Genomic DNA, 22,803 nt, shown 5'->3' on the forward strand with positions numbered 1-22,803 from the left:
GTTATTTTGGCAGATAAGTCAGAAAACTGAAACGTTCCGCATCAAAGACCGATTGAGCCAGATCCTGCAGCTCGACGGCAGTAGTGCTTTTGATCGTGTCGAAAATGCTGTCCAGTGGCTCAATATAATCTTTATCCAAAAGGTTTTTGCCGTAGATCATCATCAATCCGGAATAATTCTCTTCAGCCATGGCCAGCTGGCCTATGGTCTGTTCTTTGGCCATGTGTAGTTGCAAAGTTCCCAAGGGCTTTTCCCTCAGCTTTTGTATCTCTTTTAATACGATTTTTCTTGCTCTGGGAGCAGTCTTCTCCTCTGTTCCATAGAAAATCCCTATAAATCCTGTGTCAGTAAAAGCCTGGTAAACCGACTCCACGCTGTACACCAGCCCATGCTTTTCCCTTAACGCAAGATTCAACCTTGAGTTCATGCTGGGACCTCCCAGTACATTGTTCAGAAGAAAAAGCTTGAACCGGTTGGCGTGATGTATGGACAAGGCAGGTTTGCCCATGGCACAATGTGCCTGGGTGATTTCTTTATATATGATGGCTGTTTTAGGTTGGTATGGCGTTATTTTGGAACGAACGTGATCACTCCTTTTGGATGGGATGCTTTCCAAAAAAGGGACGAGTTGTCTCAATATTTTAGTAAAGCTGATGTTACCTACTACCGAAAAGACAATCTTTGAGGTGTCCATTTTGGACGCAATGAAATCCAGGAAATCCTGCTGCTGAAAGCTGGAAACCGTTTTTTCCGTTCCCAAAATATTTCTGCCCAATGCATGATCCGGGAAAAGCAGTTCGTCAAACTCATCCTGGATAGCATCATCCGGGGAATCCCTGTACATGGCCATTTCTTCCAGAATAACCTGCCGCTCCTTTTCGATTTGTTTTTTTGGGAAAATGCTGTTGAAAGTGATGTCACACAGCAATTCGGTGGCTTTCTTCCAATGCTCTTTCAAGACCGTACTATGAAAGCAGATTTTTTCTTTGGTGGTATAGGCGTTCAGTTCCCCCCCGACGGAGTCCAGCCGGTTAAGAATGTGAAAGGCCTTTCTTTTTTTTGTTCCCTTGAAAGCCATGTGTTCCCAAAAGTGGGCCAAACCCTCCTGTTCGGGTTGCTCATCCCTGCTGCCAATATCCAGCACGAATCCGCAATGTACCATCCGTGTATGCGTGATTTCATGATGAACGATTCTGATCCCGTTGGTCAGTTCTTTTATCTGATAAGACATTTATCTATTTCTTCCCTTAAATTATTTACAAAAATAACAGACTTTATTGTGAATCAAGTGCCTAACCTGAAATAAGTCATCCGCGCTTATGATGTTGACGCCATGAACTTACCCATAAGAAGCCCTTGCCGGAGATGTATTCGGAGAAAGCTTTTTAGGAGGGTCATAATCCGCCGGTTAATTGTTACGTTTAGTGTAATAAAGCTTTAACTTTGTATTCTTTTAGATCAAAATATAGTTTTCTATGCGTTACCAACCCATTGATTCATCTTTTTATATCAATAACCGGAAAAAACTGAAGGACAAGCTGTCTTCTAAATCCATCGCGGTATTCCATTCCAATGACATCATGCCCACCAATGCGGATGGGACCATGCGTTTCCGGCAGAACAATGACCTCTTCTATCTCACCGGGATTGACCAGGAGGAAACCATATTGGTTGTTTGTCCGGATTTTCCGGACCCGGCTATGCAGGAGATTTTGTTTGTGAAAAAAACCAATGAGAAAATAGCTACTTGGGAAGGCCATAAGCTGACTCCTGAGGAAGCCACTGCACTGTCAGGGATCAAGAACGTCCAATGGGTGTCATCATTTGACGGCCTGTTCAATACCCTAATGGCTTTAAGCAAGCACGTGTTTCTCAATACCAATGAGCACCTCAGGGCTGATGTCAACGTAGAAACCAGGGATGCCAGGTTTATCAAGCACTGCAGGGAAAGATATCCCCTTCACCAGTACCATAGACTGGCTCCTGTCATGCACAAGCTCCGGTCCGTCAAAGACAAAAAGGAGATCAACCAGATGGCGTTTGCGTGTGGGATAACAGAAAAGGGATTCAGAAGGGTATTGTCTTTTGTTAAACCAGGCGTAAAAGAGTATGAAATTGAGGCGGAATTCATTCATGAATTCCTGCGGAATCAAAGCATGGGCTTTGCTTATCAGCCCATCATCGCTTCCGGCGCCAATGCCTGCGTGCTTCATTACATAGAAAACAATGCTACCTGTGAAAAAGGGGACCTGATTCTTTTTGATGTGGGTGCAGAATATGGGAATTATAACGCAGATATGAGCCGCACCATTCCGGTGAGCGGTAAGTTTACCAAAAGGCAGCGTAAAGTATATGATGCTGTTTTGCGGGTCCAGAGACAGGCCATCACCATGTTGCGGCCGGGTGTCAGCATACAGGAATATCATAAGGAAATAGGTTTGATCATGGAATCGGAATTGAAGAGCTTGGGACTGATCAATGATACGGACATCAGAAACCAGGATCCCAAATGGCCCGCCTTCAAAAAATATTTTATGCATGGTACGTCTCATCACCTGGGATTGGACGTGCATGATGTGGGCACCATGTATGAACCTATCCAGCCGGGAATGGTGTTTACGGTCGAGCCGGGGATTTATATCCGGGAAGAAAACATAGGCATTCGGCTTGAAAACAACATCGTCATTCAAGAAAAAGGCAATCTTGACCTGATGAAAAACATACCGATAGAGGCGGAGGAGATCGAGGAACTGATGAATTCAGATAAAAAATAAACCGGGATTTAAAAGACATGGACGGTTCAGGCTCATGTCGCTTATTAGGTAAACGGCATAAAATCCCCGTTCATAATTTTCGTTTGTACCTGCGCTTTTAGCAGGCCGGGTTGCCGTCCTTTTTCGGCGCAGTTATTGTGAAACTCCAGAGATTAACTTCTAAAATATGGGTTATACCTATTCCTTTCCCCGTCCTGCCTTGACCACTGATGCTGTGGTGGTATGTGAAGACGACCTGACTTTATTGCTCATTGAGCGGAAAGCTGATCCGTTTGAGGGGAAGTGGGCTTTGCCCGGGGGATTTGTGGAGGAAGATGAAGAACCCTTTGAGGCCTGCAAGAGGGAGCTTCGGGAAGAAACGCATCTGGAGATGGGGGATGTAACAGAACAGTTGGTGGGGGTATATGGGAAAAAAGACAGGGACCCACGGGGTTGGACCGTGTCCGTGGCCTATTTCTTTAAAGTCAGCAAAGAGCAAAAAACAAACGTAAAACCAGGATCTGACAGCCGGAATGCCGGATGGTTTCCCCTCGAAGACCTGCCTTCACTGGCCTTTGACCATAAGGAAATTATCGGGGATGGTAAAATGCTGTTATAAGCACCCGGATTGGCGTTGGTTGATGATAATCCTTCAGCATTCCACAGATCCCATGGATTAACACCGATGGGACCCGATGCGAAGAGAATACCAAAACCTGGCCATCAGCCAGGTTTTGGTATTCTATGCAAACAGGTGCATCGATTATCCGATGGACACCCTCTTGAATTCGGAGACAGTAAGTCCTTTGCTTACATCGTCCAGGTATTGGGCGATGGTCTTGCTGCTGTCTTTTACGAAAGCCTGGCTCAGCAAGGTATTGTCTTTATAAAACTTGTTCAATTTGCCTAAAGCAATTTTTTCCAGCATTTGCTCGGGCTTGCCTTCTTGCCTGGCCTGTTCCTTACCTACCTCTATCTCTCTTTCCACCACAGTGGCATCCACACCGTCTTTGTCCACGGCTACCGGATTCATGGCGGCAATCTGCATGGCCACGTCTTTTCCAGCTTCATCCACCTCAGCACCGTTTACGTTTTTAAGCGCCACCAACACGCCCAATTTCCCGTTGGAATGGATATAGGGAACAACCGCTTCGCCTTCTACTTGTTCGTAGTGGGAAACCTCTATTTTTTCACCTATTTTTCCGGTCATTTCTGTGATTTTCTCGCCGATGGTAATGCCTTCGAAAGGCAGGGCCAATATGGCTTCTACGGAAGCAGGTCTGTTTTCCACTGCTGCTTGAAGGATGGCATTGGCAAAGGAGACGAACTCCTCGTTTTTGGCCACGAAATCTGTCTCACAAGTCAAGGAAACAAGTGTACCTACCTTCCCGTCTGCACTTACATGGGTTACCACCACACCTTCTTTAGTTTCTCTGTCGGCTCTGGAAGCAGACACCTTTTGTCCTTTTTTTCTAAGGATGTCAATAGCTTTTTCAAAATCTCCTTCTGCTTCGGTAAGGGCTTTTTTACAGTCCATCATACCGGCTCCGGTCATTTGTCTCAGTTTGTTTACCTCTTGTGCAGTAATAGCCATTGTATTTCTTGTTTTATTAAAATTAAGGTTGATCTATTTTGACTGTAAAAAACAAAAAATTGAACACGTGGCACAGGCCCTGTGTTCAATTTTCCATTAATTATAATGTCATAGTGGATTATTCTTTTGTTTCAGCGTCGGCTGCTTTTTTAGCTTCTTCCTCTTCGGAAAGTTTGGCTTCGTCTTTGTCTTTTTTACGTTCAGCCAATCCTTCTTCGATGGCGGCACCGAAGGCCTTCACCAAAAGAGATATGGATTTATAAGCGTCATCATTGGCAGGGATGGGGAAATCCACCTCATTGGGATTGGAATTCGTATCCACCAATGCAAATACAGGGATACCTAATTTTTTGGCTTCAGAAAGTGCGATGTGTTCCCTTTTGATGTCCACAATGAAAAGGGCAGCAGGCAATCTGGTCAGATCCGAGATGCCACCCAGCACGGTTTCCAACTTCTCACGCTGTCTGCTGATCATGAGCCGCTCTTTTTTCGCCAGGTTCTTATAGGACTCATCCTTTACCAGCTTGTCGATAGAAGACATCTTCTTGAGCGATTTGCGGATGGTGGCAAAGTTAGTCATCATACCACCCAGCCATCTTTCGGTCACATAGGGCATTTTCAGCCTTTTGGCTTCTTCAGCCACCAAATCCTTGGCTTGTTTTTTAGTAGCCACAAACAAAATCTTTTTGCCTGAGCGTACTACCTGCTTGATTGCGTTGGATGCTTCTTCAAGGCAAACAAGCGTTTTATTCAGATCAATGATATGGATACCGTTTTTCTCCATGAAGATGTACGGCGCCATTCTGGGATCCCACTTTCTCGTTAAGTGTCCGAAGTGAACACCAGCATCCAGTAAGTCTTTATATTCTATATTGGCCATTTAATATATAATTGTTTTTATAATCAGTAAGTACTCCGGGATTAACGTTTGGAGAACTGGAATCTTCTTCGGGCTTTTCTGCGTCCCGCTTTCTTACGTTCCACCATTCTGGAATCACGGGTAAGGAATCCTTCTTTTTTCAGCGGACCCCTGAATTCACTGTTTACCTCACACAAGGCCCTGGAGATTGCCATTCGGATGGCCTCTGCCTGTCCTTTGATTCCCCCGCCGTCGACATTGATCTTGATGTCATAGGCGCCGTCCTCGTTGACAAGTACCAGGGGCTGCTTTACCACAATCTGGTGCAGGTCAAAAGGAAAATATGCGTCCAACGTCCTGTTGTTAACAGTGATGTTGCCGTTTCCTGCTTTAAGGTAAATCCTCGCCACAGATGTTTTTCTTCTTCCAATCGTGTTAATTACTTCCATTGACGGCTAGCATTAAAATTTTATTTCTTTTGGTTTCTGGGCACTATGGGGATGCTCCGAACCGGCATATACATACAGGTTGGTGTAAAGTTTTCTTCCCAGACGGGTCTTAGGCAACATGCCCTTTACTGCCTTTTCCACCAAGGTTCTTGGTGATTTCTCCATCAAAATTTTTGGAGTGGCGATCCGTTGACCTCCGGGGTAGCCAGTATGGCGGACATATACCTTCTGGTTCCATTTTCTCCCTGTCAGGCGGACTTTCTCTGCATTGATGACAATCACATTGTCTCCGCAGTCCACATGAGGGGTAAAGTTCGGCTTGTGCTTCCCTCTCAACATTTTCGCCACCTCACTGGCAAATCTGCCCAGTACCTGGGATTGGGCATCCACTATTACCCACTCCTTTTGTACAGTAGCGTCATTTGCCGATTTGGTCTTGTAGCTTAAAGTATCCACTGTGTAATTGTTTAATTATTAGCTTGTTAAATACATTTCACCCTCAAAAAGGGACACAAAGATAGAAGTAATAAAATTCATTTGCAAAAGAATTGGTAGTTTACTGCCTTATTTTCACCAGAATAAGCCACCCAACTGCCGCATTATTTCTTAAATCTTTTTTCTACCGGCCATTTCCATCTACCGGTCTCTCGCTTTTATTAGTATATCAGCTGTTTTTTTCCAGCTGTTTCACCAATACTTCAAAATCCTTTGGATAGGGGGCCTCTACCCGGATGGTGGCGCCATCCAATCCCTCAAAGACGATGGAGGAAGCATGTAAGGCGACCCTTTGCATGATCGGCTTTTCTTCAGAACCTTTTTTGAGGTTGAATTTTTTCTTTAAGGCGGACAGGTAGAGAGGCTTGCCGCCGTACAGCTCGTCTCCACAGATAGGCGCTCCCAAATAGGCCAAATGCACCCGTATCTGATGCAGCCTGCCGGTAATGGGTTTACAGGCAATCAGGCTATGGGTAAAATAGGTCTTTAATGTTTTGAAAAGCGTCTGGGCAGGTTTTCCGTTAATTGAAATTCTTGCTATCCCGTTTTTGCTGGCGGTGAGATTTCTGTCTACCTGCAATCCATCCCAATCATGGATGCCTTCTACTACCGCATGGTAGATTTTTTCTACTGTCCTGTTTTCAAACTGGAGGGCTATGTGCCTGTACGCTTCCGGATGCCTGGCAATGACCAGACAGCCTGACGTTTCCTTGTCAAGCCGATGGCACAGCTGTGCACCTTCCGTATAAAGTTTGGCCAGGTGCAGCATGTTTTCGGCCTCGTGTCTGTCGTCCAAAGAGGAAAGATAAGGAGGTTTGTTCACCACCATGTAGTCCTGGTTTTCAAACAGTATGAGGTCTTTGAAGTTTGCTTTTTTCATGCGGACGGTTTATCCTGACAAGGCTGCGAAATTACGCAAAATTGAAAAAGGATGGAAATTTTGGCGACAACTTCTTTACTATGGGGCAGAGAGGAGCGGATTTCAGGCCTTGTCAGGCACGCTGCCGGCGGGTTTTGCCAAAGGGAGGTCGAAACTGAAAATAGAACCTTTGCTGACAGCGGAGCTGACGGAAATTTTGCTTTTGTGTCCCTCCAAAATATGTTTGACAATGGCCAGGCCCAAGCCTGTTCCGCCCTTCTCCCTGGACCGGCTTTTCTCAACCCTGTAAAACCTTTCGAATATTCTTTTGAGATCTTCGGGCGGTATGCCCATCCCTTCGTCTTTCACTTTGATGGTCACGTGGTTTTTGTGGTTTTTTAAACTGATGTTTACCTCACCGCCTTCTTTATTGTATTTGATGGCATTGGAAACCAGATTTTGGAAAACCCTGTATATTTTGTCCCTATCGGCCAAGGTCCGGTAAGATTGGTCTTTTTGGTATTGGAAATTTATTTTTACACCTCTTTTTTGTGCCTTGTCTTCCAGTTGTTCCATCACTTCCATGATGGGTTCCTTCAGGTCGAAGGGGGCCATGGTGAAACGGATGACACCGCTTTCCATCTGGTTGAGAATGATCAGGTCCTGGACCAGTTTTTCCAGGTTGTTGAGGCTTTTTGCTGCTCTTTTGAGAAACTTATCCCTAACGGCATAATCCTCAATGGCCCCGTCCAACAGGGTATGTATGTAGCCCTGCGCCGCAAAAATGGGGGTCTTCAGTTCGTGGGAAATGTCCGCTATAAATTCCCGCCTAAAGGCTTCGTTTTTCTGAAGCACTTCTATTTCCCGGTTTTTTGCTTCGGCGTAGCTGTTGATGGTGTTTTGTATCTTTTTTAGGGGCGAGATGGAGGCTTTGGAGGACCTGCCGCCCCTGGGGGCGATGGTGGTGTCTTTTTTCTGGATTTTTTCCAGCATGGTGTAGATATTGCTGATTTCACGAAATACCAGAAACTCCAGGGAAAGGGTGATCAACAAGTAGGATATGGCAAAATTCAGTGCCCCAGAGACCACCAGCACCGTGGGGGAAGTCTCTTCCATGAGGGAGAGAAATGCCACCAACAAAACCGTGATCGCAGATGAAAGAATAAAGGCAATACCCCTTGAGGTGGTAAACATATGTACTAGTTCATGTCAAACTTGTATCCGACACCCTTGACGGTGGTAATGTAGTTTTCCCCGATTTTTTCCCTTATCTTCCTGATATGCACATCTACCGTTCTGGCCAGGACAAAAACGTCGGATCCCCAGATGTTTTTCAGGAGTTCATCCCGGCTGAAAACCATATTAGGGTTTTTGGCCAAAAAATACAACAATTCGAATTCTTTTTTCGGGAGGATGATCGTTTTCCCGTCCTGCGTGATCGTATAGCTGCTTCGGTCAATGACCAGATCCTTGATGGCAATTTTTGAAACCTCTTGTTCCTTTTTTATCTCCCTCCGGAAAAGGGCGCCGATTCTGCTGATGAGTGCTCTTGGTTTGATGGGTTTGTGGATGTAATCATCCGCTCCTACATCAAACGCAGCCACTTCAGAATACTCTTCAGCCCTGGCGGTAAGGAAAATAATAAAGGTATTCTGTAATTCGGGGATTTCCCGGAGCTGCCTACAGGTCTCCACACCGTCCTGATGCGGCATCATTATGTCAAGTAAAATGACATCCGGATTGAATTTGATCGCTTTTTTTACAGCTTTGATACCGTCATTTGCCGCCTCGACCTCATACCCTTCTTTTTCAAGGTTGTAGGTCAATATCTCCGTGATGTCCTGTTCGTCATCTACAACAAGTACCTTGGTCTTCTGCTTTTCGCTCATATTTGATGCTTCTCAACAACAATAAATCCAAAAATTATTACAAAGGTAATCAATCCTAAAAATAAATTGTATTTGTATGTGCTTTGATATGAATTTAAAGTATAAAATTTTGTTGAAACAGAAGTTCTGTTGAATTAATCATTAAACTACTGTTAATTAATTGTTGCGAAGCCCTTCTGCTTCCGTAATATCCATATCCAAGGCACCTACAAGAAGATGGGCTTTTATCTTTACAGGAATCCTGTTTTCATCATCCGTGATCCATATTTTTATGGGTTTTTTGCCACGAAACAATTTATTGCTTGGCATGATGGGAGAAAACACAAAAGTTTTAAAGTCTCCGATTTGCGTGGACAGTTTGTCTTTTCCTTCGTATATTAAGTTTAGGTTATGAATTTTTTTGTCAAAGAAACCCGGGATGGTAACGACATCCCCAGACTTCAAATTCCGAAGATCCATGGTCCGCAGATAATAATACCCGCTCACAACATCCTGTATATTGGAGGGGATATTGTATTCATGGATTTCTGTGACTTTTTCATTCTCACGGTCAAAGAGCCTGACATGTGCGGCCTTTTTCTGGTGGTCAAAATCAATGACCTCATGCTTCCGGTAGTTTCCCTCCTCGATGTGTCTATAGGAGCGATAAGGGATGATCCTGGCCGTGTCCACATAGCTGCCCCAGTTGTCCTTCACATAAAAGAGCTTGAATATGCTGAGGGTTCTGCCAAACACATCAATTTTATAGGTGGGCCGGCCATTGATGTGGTGGATTTCGTCGGAGATCATCATTTTGGCCTCCGCGGCACTGAAAAAAAGGTATTTTACCTTAAAAGTGAGTTCTTCTCCTTTGGAGAAGGCCTGGTTTTTCCTCATTGGCTGTGAGTCGGGTACAGCTAAGGACAGAAATGACAGCATAAATAGGGTTTTAATAAGGAGCGTCATGTGTTGTTCTCTCAGGTTATTGGCTCAACTGCTATACCAAATTGAATATCAATACCATATTGGTTTGACTTCCAAAGTTAGTATAACGGAATTGTAAAACAATGGTTATCCAATTGTTGGTAATGAGCTGATGAATGTTTACTTTCACATATCCATTTCAGATACTTTTATTTTTGAAGACTATTATGAGCGCGAATGATGAAAAATTAAAGGCCCTTCAGCTTACCATCGATAAGCTGGAAAAAACCTATGGGAAAGGTACCGTGATGAAGCTGAGTGACAATGTGGTGTTGGATATTCCCGCCATCTCAACGGGGTCGCTGGGGCTGGACATGGCCTTGGGGGTAGGAGGGATCCCCCGGGGCAGGATCATAGAAATATACGGACCTGAATCCTCCGGGAAAACCACGCTTTCCATGCATTGTATAGCAGAAGCCCAAAAAGCCGGCGGGTTAGCAGCCTTTATTGATGCAGAGCATGCTTTTGATAAATCCTATGCCGAGAAGCTGGGCATAGATACAGAGAATCTCCTGATATCCCAGCCGGATAACGGGGAGCAGGCCTTGGAAATAGCGGAACACCTCATCAGGTCAGGCGCTATAGATATCATCGTTATCGACTCTGTGGCGGCTTTGGTGCCCAAAGGGGAATTGGAAGGTGAGATGGGCGAGTCCAAAATGGGGCTGCAGGCCAGGCTGATGTCGCAGGCCTTGAGAAAACTGACAGGGGCCATCAATAAAACAGGATGTGCCTGTATCTTTATCAATCAGCTGAGGGATAAAATCGGTGTGATGTTCGGAAATCCCGAAACCACAACCGGCGGCAACGCTTTGAAATTTTATTCATCGGTGCGGTTGGATATAAGAAGAATCGGTCAGATCAAGGAGGGGGCAGACAATATTCTGGGGAACAGGACCAAGGTTAAAGTGGTGAAGAACAAAGTCTCTCCCCCATTTAAGGTGGTGGAATTCGATATCATGTATGGGGAAGGCATCTCTAAAGTAGGAGAAATCATCGATCTGGGAGTGGAATTTGATATTGTGAAAAAGGCTGGATCCTGGTTTTCTTATGAAGGCAATAAGCTGGGGCAAGGAAGAGATGCGGTAAAGGCTTTGCTCATGGATAACCCCGAATTGATGGAAGAGCTGGAATTGAAGATCAAAGAGAAGGCCGGTATTAAAATCAAAGAGGCCAGTGAGCCGAAAGCCTCTTGACAGGCTGCTCCATCAAGTAATAATAAAGTACGCTTTCATTATACCGGCTTTGCAACTATAGACTTCTGCAAAGCCGGTTTTTTTTGCACAGTCGTGATTTTAAGTGGAACGGATTGCTTCCACAGGGTCCAGCTTGGCCGCCAGGGTGGCCGGGACGATACCGGAAACAATTCCTATCACTGAAGAAAGCCCAAGGCCCAGCAGGATGTTTTTAAAACTTAATATGATTTCCAGGTTCCCCAGGGGAACATATGTTGCCGCATAGACGATCATAAGCCCGGCAAGGCCGCCAATAAGACTCAAAAAGGTGGCTTCAAAAAGAAACTGAAGCAGGATGAAATAGTTTTTAGCACCCAATGATTTTTGTATTCCGATGATGCTGGTCCGTTCCTTGACGGATACAAACATGATGTTGGCGATGCCAAAACCACCTATCAGTATGGAAAACCCGCCAATTACCCATCCCGCTATGGAGATCACTGCAAATATAGACCCCACCGCATTTTGAATGAACTCGGATTTGTTAAGGGCGAAGTTGTCTTCTTCTGTAGGTTTAAGGCCCCTTTTTGCCCTTAATAATCCCGCCATTTCATTTTCCAGCACGACAAGACCTGGATCATCGTCTTTTCCCTTGGCGGCTATAGTGGGTTCCACCCCGAATTGGCCTATATAAAAGATTTTGGAAAAAGCCCCGTATGGAATAAGTAAGGCTTCGTCTTTGGAGGGGGTATCAAACAAGCCTTCCCCTTCTTCTTCGAACACGCCGATGACGATGAATTTTAGGCCTTTGATTTTCAATTCTTTACCTAAGGGGTCCTGACCCGGGAACAGGGCCCTGGCCACTTTCACGCCGATGATGGTGACATTCCTTGCGGCTGTGATTTCCATTTCGGTAAAGAAGCGACCCTGTTCTATTGGCAATTCATATACATCTTTGTGATTGTAGATGACACCATCCAGGTAGGCCCGTTCGTAGGCATTGCTTCCCTGTTTTACCGTCGCTCTCGAAGAGGCGAATATGGTGATGGCCTCTGCATTTTTCAATCGCTCGTTTAAAAAGACAAATTCAGCATAATTGCCCGGCGGACGCCGGAAATATCTCCACCAGGGATATTCCTGATTACCCGAAGAAAAAGGGAAACGGTCCACCCTGATGACATTGTTGCCAAGGAAGGTGAGGCTGCCTTTGATGTTCCTTTCCAGTGAATCAACAAGGGTGAAAACGGCAATAATGGCAAAAATCCCCACCGTAACTCCCAGCAAAGAGAGAATGGTTCTGGTGAGGTTGGACTTCAGCGCCTGCATGGCGAAGCGGAAACTTTCCCAGATGAGCCTAAATACGATCAATTTTGGTATTATCTAAAAACAATTTGACAATATAAGTAGAATTAGGTATAATTCTTATTATCTTTGCATTTTTTACAAAGATTCTGTTTATCACGTAAAGAATTTATTCCTAAATAAATACGCATGAAGTTATCCGATTTCAAATTTGAAATTCCAAAGAAACTCATCTCCCTCTATCCGCCGGAAAACCGCGACGAATCCCGCTTGATGGTAGTTCACCGGGCTACCGGTGAAATTGAACACAAAGTATTCAAAGACATCATTGAGTACTTTGATGAAGGGGATGTGTTTGTTACCAATAATACGAAAGTTTTTCCTGCCCGGTTATATGGGAATAAGGAAAAAACAGGCGCAAAAATCGAGGTTTTTTTATTGAGGGAACTCAACCAGGATCTCAGACTTTGGGATGTGCTGGTGGATCCAGCCAGGAAAATAAGGGTCGGTAACAAGCTGTATTTTGGAGACAGTGATCTGGTAGCTGAAGTGATTGATAACACAACTTCCAGGGGTAGAACCATTCGGTTTCTTTTTGATGGCACCGATGAAGAGTTTTATAAAACCATTGATACCTTGGGCGAAACACCTCTTCTGAAAGAGTATATTGAGAGGGATGTGGAAGCCGCGGACAGAGAACGTTATCAGACGATCTTTGCAGAGCATGTGGGCGCCGTGGCTGCCCCTACAGCTGGCTTGCATTTCACCAAACACCTATTAAAACGGCTGGAAATAAAAGGGGTGGAAGTAAGCCCCATCACCCTGCACATTGGTCTGGGGACCTTCAGACAGGTGGATGTTGAAGACCTGACGAAACACAAAATGGATTCAGAAAATTACGATATACCCCAGCAAACGGTAAACCTTGTCAATGCGGCGTTGGATAACAAGAAAAGGGTCGTCGCAGTGGGAACCACTTCATTAAAGACCATTGAGTCCTCTGTGACCGCAAATGGCAGACTGAAAGCCAGCAGAGGGTGGACGGATAAGTTTATCATCCCACCCTATGAATTCAAAATTGCCAATGCGCTGGTTACCAACTTCCATTTACCCGAATCCACTTTGCTGATGACAGCTGCCGCTTTCGGGGGATATGATCTTATCATGAAAGCTTATAAAACAGCAATTAAAGAAAACTATAAGTTTTTTTCCTATGGCGACGCCATGCTGATCCTGTAGCTTGCCATTTGACCCGAGCAGAAATTTATTTGAACAACCCACGTGAAATCCGACGTGGGTTTTTTTACCTTTCAGGCTTCGATTTTTCTAAAAATCCTCCTCCTTATATTATTAAAATTTTTTATTTATTTGTATTAAATCTAAATAAAGGATAATTTTGGGTCGGGTAATCTCATTCAGTAGCCGTCCGTGCTATCCGGGATCAACCTATTTCATTAACATCAACCGTATACATGACCGCAGACCAGCTTCATTTGGACGAGGAAAAGATCATCGATTCAGTAAATGAATCCCCCATCTCCATCAATTTTTTGGAAATGGGAATATTGCCGGGTAAAACCATAAAACTCATCAGCAAAGCTCCGTTTTCTGGTCCCAAGGCATTCCTGATTGGGGGGAGTATCATCGCCCTGAGAAGAAGTGAAGCTGTTTTAATCCAATTGAAACTTTAAACGGATATGGACGTAGCCACGCTCACAGGAACTAAAACCGTTGCCATTATAGGGAACCCCAATGTGGGTAAATCCAGTGTTTTCAACCATCTGACGGGTCTGAACCAGAAAGTAGGCAACTACCCAGGGGTTACGGTAGATAAGATGATCGGTTCCCTTAAGGCCGGGGGCAGGGTCTATGAATTGGTGGATCTACCGGGGACTTATAGCCTGTATCCCAAATCCGAAGATGAGGTAATTGCCCATAGGGTATTGAATGGGGTAGGAGGTGAGCGACCTGATTTTGTATTGGTAATATTGGATGCCTGCAACCTTGAACGAAGTTTGCTGCTGGCCACGCAGGTGATTGATTTAGGACTTCCGGTGGCTCTGGCCATCAATATGAAGGATATGGCCCTTAAACGTGGTCTTACCATCAAGACATTTGAGCTGTACAAAAGCCTCGGTGTTCCGATTATCATGACCGATGCCCGGCACGCTGACGGCATGGATGCCATCAGAAACCTTATTGCCGGGGAGAAATTCGAATCCCCGAAACCTTTATTGGAAGCAGATTCATATGCACCTCAAGTGCTGCTGGATGAGGTGCTGTTTAAGTTTGGACTGACAACCCCTTATCAGGCATTTCAGCTATTGGTTTTTGGTGAACATGACAGCGCATTGTCCCTTGGCGACAAAAACTGGTTGAAGGAAAAATCGGAAGCCTATGGCTTTGACAAAAAGGGCGGACAGGTAAAGGAAACTGAAACCAGGTATAAGAAAATTAAAGAAATCTTGACTAAAGCTATCGCTCGGGAAGACGGCCCGGGCCGGGATATTACCTTATCTTTGGACACGGTTTTTTTGCACCGGGTATGGGGTTACCTGATTTTTCTGGCCATTATGTTGCTGGTCTTTCAAGCCATTTTTGCCTGGGCTGAGTACCCCATGGACCTGATAGATAGGAGTTTTACGGCATTTGGAAGCTGGGTTTATGATACCTTTCCCCCGGGGGTTTTTACCGATCTGTTGGCAGAAGGTATTATTCCGGGGATAGGAGGGATAGTAATATTTATTCCCCAAATCGCTTTGTTGTTTGGGTTTCTGGCTTTTTTGGAGGATACGGGGTATTTCTCTAGGGTGGTTTTTTTGATGGACAGGATGATGCGCCCCTTCGGACTGCATGGAAAGAGTATCGTTCCCCTGATTTCCGGTATGGCTTGCGCGATTCCCGGTATTATGGCTACCAGAAACATTAGCCATGCAAAAGAAAGGCTGATCACCATATTGGTCACTCCTTGGATGAGCTGTTCGGCCCGGTTGCCGGTATATATTATTTTGATTGGGCTAACGGTGCCCGATGAGCCTTTTCTGGGGATCAATCTTCAGGCCATTGCTTTATTGGCAATGTACCTGCTTGGGGCATCCTTTACCTTACTGGGGGCGTTGGTCCTGAAATATATACTGAAGACAAAAGAACTCAGCTATCTGATTGCCGATCTTCCTGTCTACCGTTTTCCCCGGTGGAAGACCGTCGTTCTCACCATGTTCAATAAATCCAGAATCTTTGTAGTGGAGGCGGGAAAGGTGATTTTGATGATATCCGTCGTGTTATGGGTATTGGCCAGTCATGGCCCTTCAGGTCAAATAGATGCATTGGAAGAAGAAAAAGCGGCCTTACAGGCGGAAGCTTCGAAGGAGGAAAGAGAGGAGATTGAAGAATTATACGCTTCGAGGGAACTCGAGGCCTCCTATATTGGGATTATGGGTAAAGGCATTGAGCCGATCATCCGTCCATTGGGTTATGATTGGAAAATCGGGATCGCCTTGTTGACTTCCTTTGCGGCCCGGGAGGTATTTGTGGCCACAATAGCCACCATTTATAGCATAGGGGGAGACGTAGAAAACGAAATGACCATTCGGGAAAAACTGGCGAGTGAGGTGCATCCGGATACCGGGGAAAAGGTTTTTGACAAAGCGACAGGCTTCTCACTTATGGTTTTTTATGCCTTTGCCATGCAATGCATGAGTACTTTGGCCGTAGTGTACAGGGAAACCAAAACCTGGAAATGGCCCCTGGTACAAACCGTCGCCATGACCGGCGTGGCTTATTTGGCAGCGTTCATTACTTATCAAATATTTTCATAGTTATGTGGCAGGATATCTTAGTATGGAGTTTGTTTCTCGGGGTCATAGGGCTTTGGATTTACCGTTTGGCAAATAAAAAACAGGCCAAGACCAAAACCACCTGTGGGTGCGACAAATGCGGTTAACTAAAAACAGCGAGGCAATTTGCTTTTACGACCCCTACAAAGAACGCAACCGGCAGGTTCTCATGCAGCCTATCTTTTAGTTGTAATATCATTTTCATAATACCATAGAAAAATATTATTAAGATTTAATCTAAATAAATTGACTGGATTAATTTGTTGAGGCATTTTTGCATAATCAATAATTAATCTAAATAAACATGAAAAAAAGATACCTGCTGTTTCTTTTTTGTGCGCTGTTGACGGCTGGGGCCTCAATGGGTCAAAATGAGATAATTACCATAAAGGGGAAAATAAAAGACATTACAGATCAATCCGTTGCAGGGGCTACCATCCAGATAGCAGGAACCACACATGGTACCGCATCTGACCGGGAAGGGAATTTTTCCCTGGATTTTTCCAAACCTGGGAATTATGAATTGATCATCAGCTTCGTAGGTTTTGAAACCCAAAAGTTGTCCATAAACGTGGCTTCCGGTCAGAAATCCCTGATAGAGGTGACATTAAAGGAGGATATCTCCCAGCTACAATTTGTGGAGATTATTGGAAGAAAAGAAGACAGTTACCGCAATACGACGAGTTTTGTGGGAAGCAAGAGCCAAACGCAACTTAAGGACCTGCCCCAATCGGTGTCTTATGTCACCAAAGAGGTGATCATGGACCAAGGGCTGATGAGAAGTGGGGAAACCGTCCGGAATTTTAGCGGGGTCAATCAATTTACCTTTTATGATGATATTACCATCAGGGGATTTAGGGTCAACGGGGGCAGCAATACCCAGCTGGTGAATGGGATGCGAACCACTTCGGGCTTTTGGAAACAGCCTTTGATCAATTTTCTGGAGCGGGTGGAGGTACTGAAGGGACCCTCTTCTGCGTTGTTCGGTAACGCCAGCCCCGGAGGTGTGGTGAACAGGGTGACCAAAAAACCATTGGATTCCCCTTACAATTCCGTTAGTTTTTCAATGGGAAGTTTCAATACCTTTAGGACTTTGGCGGATTTTACAGGCCCGGCCAATGAGAGCAAGACCCTGCTGTACAGGCTGAACCTGGGATATGAAGATGCCCACGGTTTCAGGGATTTGCAGTTCGACAAAAATATCGTCATTGCCCCTTCCCTTTCATTTTTGCCCTCCGATAAGACCAGGGTAAACCTTGATTTTGTCTTTAACAACTCCAACAGCCGTCTGGACCGGGGTCAGTCTGCCTTTGAAGATGACCTCTATTCCACACCTGTGTCCCTTTCACTCAATACGGCAAATGATTATTTGAAGGAGCAGACCTATACCATGACGGCCTCTTTGACTCACCGGTTTTCCAGCCGTTTAAACCTCAACATGTCTTACATGAAAACGGGATACAGTGAGGATTTGACCGAACACCGCTCTTCCAATGTCTATGCGATAGACGGAACAGGAGCGACACTTCCGAACATGGTAGCCAGACAGATATTTATCAGAAAGAGAAGCCGGTTTGTCGACAACCTGACGACCTATTTCAATTATAACATGGAAACGGGAAGCATAAAGCACAAATGGGTTTTTGGATATGATTATGCGAGGGAAATGCTTCCTCCCGGGGGATCCCAACTAACGGCTACGGGCTACAGAAATGCAGCCAACACCGGTGTGATCAACACCTTCGACCCCAATAGACCCGAATTATACTTATTGGACAATAACGGCAATCCGGTACCCAATGTGCCTCATTTTGACCTGACCGATCCGGTGGGTTCACAAAGGATGCAGGACATGAGCAAATATTTTTATGCTACCAGAGGATTTGACCCGACACTGTATCAACTCAACGGCCTCTATGTGCAGGACCAGCTGCAACTCGGAAAATTCCAAGCGATGCTGGGATTGCGCTATGAAAATTATACCGATTTTGAAAATTATAGAAAAGATGGGGAACAAAAGGTAAACCAATATGCTTTGCTTCCGCGATTGGGTCTAGTATATACAGTCACTCCTGCCATCAACCTCTATGGTACTTATGTGGAGGGCTATAATCCCCAGACCGCCGCTGTGATTGCCAACCCCAACGCCGGTGGTCCATTTGACCCGTTGATTTCAGATATGGTTGAATTCGGAGCCAAGTCCGAATGGTTTAATAAAAACCTGGAAGTCACCACCGCCCTTTACCGGATCAGGCAGAAAAACACGTTGTATTCTGTGGTAGGAGAGCAGGACCTGTTGGAACAAATCGGTGAGGAAGTTGCCCAGGGTTTTGAAGTGGACGTGGTGGGCCGTATTCTTACCAACTGGAGTATTCTGGCGTCCTACGCCTTCAATGAGGCCAGTATCACGGAAAGTCCGCATGAACAGGAGTTGGGCATTCAGAAGCCCAATGCGCCCAAACACCAAGGAAACTTCTGGACCAAGTATGATTTTATAAGAGGTGAACTTGATGGCCTCGGATTTGGTTTTGGGACCAACTTTGTTTCTGCCAGAAACGTCTCTCTCAGCGATACCCAAACCTTGCCGGGATATATGGTCATGAACGCGGCGGTTTATTACACCTCTGGCAACATGAGATTGCAACTGAATATGAATAACCTGGCCGACCAGCAGCATTGGGTGGGAGGATATGATTACTTAAGGCTGTTTCCCGGTGCCCCCAGAAACTTTCTGGGAACGCTTACCTACACTTTTTAAAGAAAATGGCTAAAGCAAAGAAATCCAATAAGATACTTTGGCGGATCCATAACTGGACCGGTCTTTACGTGGGGATCGTGATTGGCATTTTGAGCCTCACGGGGGCTTTAGCCGTCTTTATTCCGGAAATAGAATCATGGATTCATCTTAATAATTTACAAGTAACAGCGGTACGGAAAAACAAAGCTCCCGTATCCCCCGTTTTGCACCAACTTAAAAATCAATTTCATGATGACAGGCTGCTGGCTATTTATCCCCCGGCGTCCGAGGGGAAGCCTATGGAATTTGATTTTTATTCCTTTAAATCAAGGACCGATTCGAAACGAACCAAAGTGTTCGTAGATCCTGGTACAGGGAAGATCATTCATCACGTTGACCATCTGAACAGTGTGCCGAATTATCTAAGGCAGGTGCATGTAAGGTTAATGGACGGCTTTTATGGCCGACAGCTGGTGGGTCTGGCGGGAATAGGCCTGGTCGTCATTTCCATCACCGGATTGTTGATATACGGTGACTTTATGAAAAAGCAGTTTTTTGGCGTGATCCGTCACGGGAAAAATATGAGAATCCTATTTGCGGATTGGCATAAACTGGTGGGCATTGTGGCATTGGTTTTTAACCTTATGATAGCTTTCACGGGCGCCTGGCTCGGATTGCAGCCTCGATTGATGAAGTGGACCGGGATGGAAATTCCCAATGCCTACCTCCGCGATGAAAAGCCCTTGACACCGGAAGAGGATGAACGTTTTGAGTTTGATTATTACCTGGCTCTGGAAAAGTCACAGCAAGCCATTGATAACTTTATTCCGGTGATGGTGACACCCTCTTCGGACGGGAGCGCTACTTTGGAAATAAGAGGGGATTTAAAGGGGAATATTTATGAACCGCATATCAACAAAGTAGTGCTTGATAAAGGTTCGCTTGATGTGTTATTCCAATACGACATCAGCAAACAGAATTTTTGGCACAGGTTATATTTTATCCAGGAAGGTTTGCATTTTGGGAGATTTGCAGGAATCGGCGTGAAAATAGCTTACTTTCTACTGGGATTAACCTCCGGTTTTTTGTCAATCTCAGGATTCGTTATTTATCTAAAAAGAAAGGAGAAAAAAAATGGCAGCCGGCTGAACGCGGGGAAAACGGTATTTCTTTATTCCATGGGTACGGTAGCGGTACTTATTCTTTTGGGCCTGGCCACCACCCTGATAGGATACAATTATGTCACCATGATAATCACTCCTTTGGTGTATCTTTTTCTGATCGCGTTCATAGGGTACCAAACCTACCGAAAGGTGATTAAAAATAAACGTGATCGTGATAAAACTAAAAAATGGGAATACGCATGAACGCATTTGACAAGAGAGTGGAGCATTTACTGATACCCTGTAATCTGGCCTTTTTGGTTTTCTATTGCATCGTATGTCTGTACTATATAGACCAGTATTTGGCGGAGGCAATATTAAAAAAAGAGTGTGTGCTCAGCATGATCGTACTGTTCCACTCAGGTTTATGTTTAAAAATCAAATCGTTGGGGTTTCAGGTGGCGGTTGCGCTGTTAGGGGTACTGTCTTTTTTATACCTTTTATAGCGCAAGGAAACCAGGCAGCCTGGATAGGAGCTTAGTCCGCATATTTAAAATATCTTGAGGCAATTTTCAGCGGCCTGAAGGTGAACCTTTTCTTTATCCGGTGAGATGAAGCGCGCTGGATGATGTCTTTTAGGCTGTTCATGACCTCAATGGTGTGCTTTCCCTTATTGATCGCAATGCATTCGGCCATGGCGGCATGTCCGGCATCCGTGATTTCCGACCGGGTGGCCATACCGGATTTATGCAGGTTTTCCAAAACCTGCGTGGCCCAGATTACAGGGATATGGGCGGCTTCACAGATCCATAATATCTCGTCCTGAATTTCTCCCATACGTTCAAATCCGATTTCCACTGCCAAATCACCCCGGGCGATCATGACGCCGAAAGCAGCGTCCTTCATGCCTTCCAAAAGCAGCGATGGGAGGTTTTCCACCGATGGGAGGGTTTCTATCTTTATGATAATATGGGGCCTTTTACCGGCAGTGCCTTCAATGGCAGAACGTAACTGGACCATATCCGCGGGGGTTTTGACAAATGAATAACCTACCAGATCGGCATGTTGACAGATAAATGGCAGGCAGCGTTTGTCAAATTCCGTAAGGGAAGGGATCTGCAGTTTCGTGTCAGGGAAATTGATTCCTTTTTCTGCCTTGATGCGCTGTTTTTTGGAGTAAATCCTTATTATCCTGATACCCGCCTTGTTTTTCTTGATTTTTTCCACCGTGCCGCAGATGATCCCGTCATCGATGAAAACCCTGTCTCCAACATTGAGATGGTTTATGATATCCGGTTCGCTAGGGCTGATCACCACTTCCCTTTTGTTAAATTCCTTACCGGGATCAACAAACCAGATCAATTGACCTTCTTTGATTTTCGCCTTACCGGTGCGTTTTCCCCTTCCAAGTAACCTTGTTCTGATTTTCGGCCCCGCAAGGTCCATATAAATTTTGCACTCCAACCCCGTTTCTGTACAAGCCCCTTTGAGGTTTTGGATCATTTCCGCCCATATGGTTTCATCATCATGTGCACAGTTGATCCGGGCGACATTCATGCCGTTCTGCAGCAGGGATTTGATCAGTTCCCTGTCTGATGCAAAGCCTGAATCGAACGTGACCATGATGGAAGGAATCTGGGTTACCGTTTTGGAACCGAAGAGCAGCTTGCTTTTTTCCTTCATTTTCATTTGCCCAAAAACATAACTGCAAATAGCGATTTCCTTTTTTGGATAGGTGAATCCTAACCGTTGTTTAATGGCCTGCAGTTGATGGTGCACGTGGCTCTCCGAACTTGCCAGGGAAGACAGGCCATGCACATGTAACAATTCCTGGAGGTCCCTTCGGTCTTCGTTTCTCAGCACCAAATAATGGATGAGGTTTTTTGCAGACTGGTATTGATCCTCATGCACCTGGCGAAGAAGGCGTGATTTTCTCTTTTCTTCCGACAGCATTTTACCTTCCAGTAACGAAAGTTGCTCTTTAATGATATCCAGATCTGTGGGCATAAAGAAAAGTCAGTTTAATCAGGGAAGGATTTCCCCAACATTTATGGGAGATAATTTAGGATAAATTTTTGAAAAAGGGAGGGGATATCGGCTTCTATACCGCGTTTGCTGAACGAATATTTTATGGCGCTGATTTTTCCTGGAAATAATTTGCTTGGTTCAGCTTTATTTCTTTATATTTCGGACAATAAAGTCTTAAATAGAAATGAAAGTCCTTTCGCAGACCAGTAAATATGGAATCCGGGCCATGCTTTATATGATCAGCCATCCGGCACCGTCCCAGTTCATAAGCATTGGGGAAATTTCAAAGGAATTGGGTCTCTCCTTTCATTTTCTTACGAAGATATTCAGGGAGCTTACCTCAAAAGGCCTGTTGCATTCTTACCGGGGGCCTGCCGGAGGGGTAGCTTTGGCTAAACCGGCGGATGAGATCAGGCTTTTGGACATTGCACTTGCTTTGGAAGGGGAGGACTATTTTGATCAGTGCTTATTGGGCTTACCTGGATGCGGAGAGGAGAAGCCTTGTCCTGTCCATGCCTATTGGAAAGACCTTAAAGGAGGTTTTTATCATCATCTGGCAGCAACAAGCATCGGGGAGTTGGCAGAGAAGGTAACAAAAGAAGAAGTGAGAATTTAACAGCGAATATTTTTTTGACAATAAATAAGACAAAATACTCTTAAATAGGAAACAATTCTACCGCCCAAAAACCCAACATGACATGAAACCGAGCATGACGGAATCGTCACACGGAGGGATGATTATCTATCATGCGAGATTCCAT

At 45.0% G+C, this 22,803-nt stretch carries 21 protein-coding genes; 10 read left to right on the top strand and 11 right to left on the bottom strand.

The window, feature by feature from the left end; all coding sequences use genetic code 11:
• Nucleotide 1: 1 nt before the first annotated feature.
• A complete protein-coding gene (locus ACFPFU_RS06925; RefSeq protein ID WP_377062852.1) occupies nucleotides 2-1,231 on the bottom strand; it encodes a M16 family metallopeptidase in 1,230 nt (409 codons plus the stop codon).
• Between the two features lie 244 nt (nucleotides 1,232-1,475).
• Here ACFPFU_RS06925 and ACFPFU_RS06930 point away from each other — a divergent pair, with 244 nt between their 5' ends.
• Both ACFPFU_RS06930 and ACFPFU_RS06935 read left to right on the top strand, forming a co-directional pair.
• On the top strand, nucleotides 1,476-2,774 hold the full coding sequence (locus tag ACFPFU_RS06930) for an aminopeptidase P family protein (protein WP_377062854.1): 1,299 nt from the start codon (nucleotides 1,476-1,478) through the stop codon (nucleotides 2,772-2,774).
• Between the two features lie 166 nt (nucleotides 2,775-2,940).
• Nucleotides 2,941-3,372, top strand: a complete 432-nt coding sequence (locus ACFPFU_RS06935) for an NUDIX domain-containing protein (RefSeq protein ID WP_377062856.1) — start codon at nucleotides 2,941-2,943, stop codon at nucleotides 3,370-3,372.
• A 144-nt stretch (nucleotides 3,373-3,516) separates the two neighbouring features.
• Here ACFPFU_RS06935 and tsf read toward each other — a convergent pair whose 3' ends face one another.
• The 8 genes from tsf to ACFPFU_RS06975 form a co-directional block, all read right to left on the bottom strand.
• On the bottom strand, nucleotides 3,517-4,347 hold the full coding sequence (tsf, locus tag ACFPFU_RS06940) for a translation elongation factor Ts (protein WP_377062858.1): 831 nt from the start codon (nucleotides 4,345-4,347) through the stop codon (nucleotides 3,517-3,519).
• Nucleotides 4,348-4,465: 118 nt separating this feature from the next.
• Entirely contained in the window at nucleotides 4,466-5,227 is a 762-nt protein-coding gene (gene rpsB / locus ACFPFU_RS06945) for a 30S ribosomal protein S2 (RefSeq protein ID WP_377062860.1), read from the bottom strand.
• A gap of 41 nt (nucleotides 5,228-5,268) precedes the next feature.
• Nucleotides 5,269-5,655, bottom strand: coding sequence for a 30S ribosomal protein S9 (rpsI, locus tag ACFPFU_RS06950; RefSeq protein WP_377062862.1), 387 nt, complete (start codon nucleotides 5,653-5,655; stop codon nucleotides 5,269-5,271).
• A 12-nt stretch (nucleotides 5,656-5,667) separates the two neighbouring features.
• A complete protein-coding gene (rplM, locus tag ACFPFU_RS06955) occupies nucleotides 5,668-6,111 on the bottom strand; it encodes a 50S ribosomal protein L13 (protein WP_377062864.1) in 444 nt (147 codons plus the stop codon).
• Between the two features lie 208 nt (nucleotides 6,112-6,319).
• Complete coding sequence (locus tag ACFPFU_RS06960) at nucleotides 6,320-7,030, bottom strand: RluA family pseudouridine synthase (protein ID WP_377062866.1); 711 nt, start codon at nucleotides 7,028-7,030, stop codon at nucleotides 6,320-6,322.
• 102 nt (nucleotides 7,031-7,132) lie between these two features.
• Nucleotides 7,133-8,203: a sensor histidine kinase gene (locus tag ACFPFU_RS06965; protein WP_377062868.1), complete on the bottom strand. Its 1,071-nt coding sequence runs from the start codon at nucleotides 8,201-8,203 to the stop codon at nucleotides 7,133-7,135.
• Between the two features lie 5 nt (nucleotides 8,204-8,208).
• A complete protein-coding gene (locus ACFPFU_RS06970) occupies nucleotides 8,209-8,898 on the bottom strand; it encodes a response regulator transcription factor (protein ID WP_377062870.1) in 690 nt (229 codons plus the stop codon).
• Between the two features lie 156 nt (nucleotides 8,899-9,054).
• Complete coding sequence (locus ACFPFU_RS06975; protein WP_377062872.1) at nucleotides 9,055-9,816, bottom strand: DUF3108 domain-containing protein; 762 nt, start codon at nucleotides 9,814-9,816, stop codon at nucleotides 9,055-9,057.
• Nucleotides 9,817-10,028: 212 nt separating this feature from the next.
• Between ACFPFU_RS06975 and recA the strand changes: the two genes are divergently transcribed.
• The gene (recA, locus tag ACFPFU_RS06980; RefSeq protein ID WP_377062874.1) at nucleotides 10,029-11,057 is read left to right on the top strand and encodes a recombinase RecA; all 1,029 of its coding nucleotides are present in this window, start codon (nucleotides 10,029-10,031) and stop codon (nucleotides 11,055-11,057) included.
• 99 nt (nucleotides 11,058-11,156) lie between these two features.
• On the opposite strand, the gene ACFPFU_RS06985 is transcribed toward recA, so the two are convergent.
• Nucleotides 11,157-12,404 (bottom strand): ABC transporter permease, encoded by a 1,248-nt coding sequence (locus tag ACFPFU_RS06985; RefSeq protein WP_377062876.1) that lies wholly within the window; start codon nucleotides 12,402-12,404, stop codon nucleotides 11,157-11,159.
• Between the two features lie 123 nt (nucleotides 12,405-12,527).
• Here ACFPFU_RS06985 and queA point away from each other — a divergent pair, with 123 nt between their 5' ends.
• The 6 genes from queA to ACFPFU_RS07015 all read left to right on the top strand — a co-directional run bounded on the left by queA (nucleotide 12,528) and on the right by ACFPFU_RS07015 (nucleotide 20,520).
• Nucleotides 12,528-13,577: a tRNA preQ1(34) S-adenosylmethionine ribosyltransferase-isomerase QueA gene (gene queA, locus ACFPFU_RS06990; protein WP_377062878.1), complete on the top strand. Its 1,050-nt coding sequence runs from the start codon at nucleotides 12,528-12,530 to the stop codon at nucleotides 13,575-13,577.
• 233 nt (nucleotides 13,578-13,810) lie between these two features.
• Entirely contained in the window at nucleotides 13,811-14,029 is a 219-nt protein-coding gene (locus tag ACFPFU_RS06995; RefSeq protein ID WP_377062880.1) for a FeoA family protein, read from the top strand.
• A 6-nt stretch (nucleotides 14,030-14,035) separates the two neighbouring features.
• On the top strand, nucleotides 14,036-16,156 hold the full coding sequence (gene feoB / locus ACFPFU_RS07000; protein WP_377062882.1) for a ferrous iron transport protein B: 2,121 nt from the start codon (nucleotides 14,036-14,038) through the stop codon (nucleotides 16,154-16,156).
• A 322-nt stretch (nucleotides 16,157-16,478) separates the two neighbouring features.
• A complete protein-coding gene (locus tag ACFPFU_RS07005; RefSeq protein WP_377062884.1) occupies nucleotides 16,479-18,932 on the top strand; it encodes a TonB-dependent siderophore receptor in 2,454 nt (817 codons plus the stop codon).
• A gap of 5 nt (nucleotides 18,933-18,937) precedes the next feature.
• Nucleotides 18,938-20,278, top strand: coding sequence for a PepSY-associated TM helix domain-containing protein (locus ACFPFU_RS07010; protein ID WP_377062886.1), 1,341 nt, complete (start codon nucleotides 18,938-18,940; stop codon nucleotides 20,276-20,278).
• Nucleotides 20,275-20,520: a hypothetical protein gene (locus ACFPFU_RS07015; protein ID WP_377062888.1), complete on the top strand. Its 246-nt coding sequence runs from the start codon at nucleotides 20,275-20,277 to the stop codon at nucleotides 20,518-20,520. The genes ACFPFU_RS07010 and ACFPFU_RS07015 overlap by 4 nt, the downstream gene beginning before the upstream one ends.
• A gap of 31 nt (nucleotides 20,521-20,551) precedes the next feature.
• Here ACFPFU_RS07015 and ACFPFU_RS07020 read toward each other — a convergent pair whose 3' ends face one another.
• Nucleotides 20,552-22,021, bottom strand: a complete 1,470-nt coding sequence (locus ACFPFU_RS07020; protein ID WP_377062890.1) for a pyruvate kinase — start codon at nucleotides 22,019-22,021, stop codon at nucleotides 20,552-20,554.
• Nucleotides 22,022-22,226: 205 nt separating this feature from the next.
• Here ACFPFU_RS07020 and ACFPFU_RS07025 point away from each other — a divergent pair, with 205 nt between their 5' ends.
• Nucleotides 22,227-22,658, top strand: coding sequence for an RrF2 family transcriptional regulator (locus ACFPFU_RS07025; protein WP_377062892.1), 432 nt, complete (start codon nucleotides 22,227-22,229; stop codon nucleotides 22,656-22,658).
• Nucleotides 22,659-22,803 lie beyond the last annotated feature (145 nt).

The organism is Negadavirga shengliensis (assembly GCF_042652345.1).
GTDB lineage: Bacteria > Bacteroidota > Bacteroidia > Cytophagales > Cyclobacteriaceae > Negadavirga > Negadavirga shengliensis.

Excerpts from the sequence above, each read along its gene's own strand:
- ACFPFU_RS06925 (WP_377062852.1), bottom strand. The coding sequence starts at position 1,231 with ATGTCTTATCAGATAAAAGAACTGACCAACGGGATCAGAATCGTTCAT.
- ACFPFU_RS06930 (WP_377062854.1), top strand. The coding sequence starts at position 1,476 with ATGCGTTACCAACCCATTGATTCATCTTTTTATATCAATAACCGGAAA.
- ACFPFU_RS06935 (WP_377062856.1), top strand. The coding sequence starts at position 2,941 with ATGGGTTATACCTATTCCTTTCCCCGTCCTGCCTTGACCACTGATGCT.
- tsf (WP_377062858.1), bottom strand. The coding sequence starts at position 4,347 with ATGGCTATTACTGCACAAGAGGTAAACAAACTGAGACAAATGACCGGA.
- rpsB (WP_377062860.1), bottom strand. The coding sequence starts at position 5,227 with ATGGCCAATATAGAATATAAAGACTTACTGGATGCTGGTGTTCACTTC.
- rpsI (WP_377062862.1), bottom strand. The coding sequence starts at position 5,655 with ATGGAAGTAATTAACACGATTGGAAGAAGAAAAACATCTGTGGCGAGG.
- ACFPFU_RS06960 (WP_377062866.1), bottom strand. The coding sequence starts at position 7,030 with ATGAAAAAAGCAAACTTCAAAGACCTCATACTGTTTGAAAACCAGGAC.
- ACFPFU_RS06965 (WP_377062868.1), bottom strand. The coding sequence starts at position 8,203 with ATGTTTACCACCTCAAGGGGTATTGCCTTTATTCTTTCATCTGCGATC.
- ACFPFU_RS06970 (WP_377062870.1), bottom strand. The coding sequence starts at position 8,898 with ATGAGCGAAAAGCAGAAGACCAAGGTACTTGTTGTAGATGACGAACAG.
- ACFPFU_RS06975 (WP_377062872.1), bottom strand. The coding sequence starts at position 9,816 with ATGCTGTCATTTCTGTCCTTAGCTGTACCCGACTCACAGCCAATGAGG.
- recA (WP_377062874.1), top strand. The coding sequence starts at position 10,029 with ATGAGCGCGAATGATGAAAAATTAAAGGCCCTTCAGCTTACCATCGAT.
- queA (WP_377062878.1), top strand. The coding sequence starts at position 12,528 with ATGAAGTTATCCGATTTCAAATTTGAAATTCCAAAGAAACTCATCTCC.
- ACFPFU_RS06995 (WP_377062880.1), top strand. The coding sequence starts at position 13,811 with ATGACCGCAGACCAGCTTCATTTGGACGAGGAAAAGATCATCGATTCA.
- feoB (WP_377062882.1), top strand. The coding sequence starts at position 14,036 with ATGGACGTAGCCACGCTCACAGGAACTAAAACCGTTGCCATTATAGGG.
- ACFPFU_RS07005 (WP_377062884.1), top strand. The coding sequence starts at position 16,479 with ATGAAAAAAAGATACCTGCTGTTTCTTTTTTGTGCGCTGTTGACGGCT.
- ACFPFU_RS07010 (WP_377062886.1), top strand. The coding sequence starts at position 18,938 with ATGGCTAAAGCAAAGAAATCCAATAAGATACTTTGGCGGATCCATAAC.
- ACFPFU_RS07015 (WP_377062888.1), top strand. The coding sequence starts at position 20,275 with ATGAACGCATTTGACAAGAGAGTGGAGCATTTACTGATACCCTGTAAT.
- ACFPFU_RS07020 (WP_377062890.1), bottom strand. The coding sequence starts at position 22,021 with ATGCCCACAGATCTGGATATCATTAAAGAGCAACTTTCGTTACTGGAA.
- ACFPFU_RS07025 (WP_377062892.1), top strand. The coding sequence starts at position 22,227 with ATGAAAGTCCTTTCGCAGACCAGTAAATATGGAATCCGGGCCATGCTT.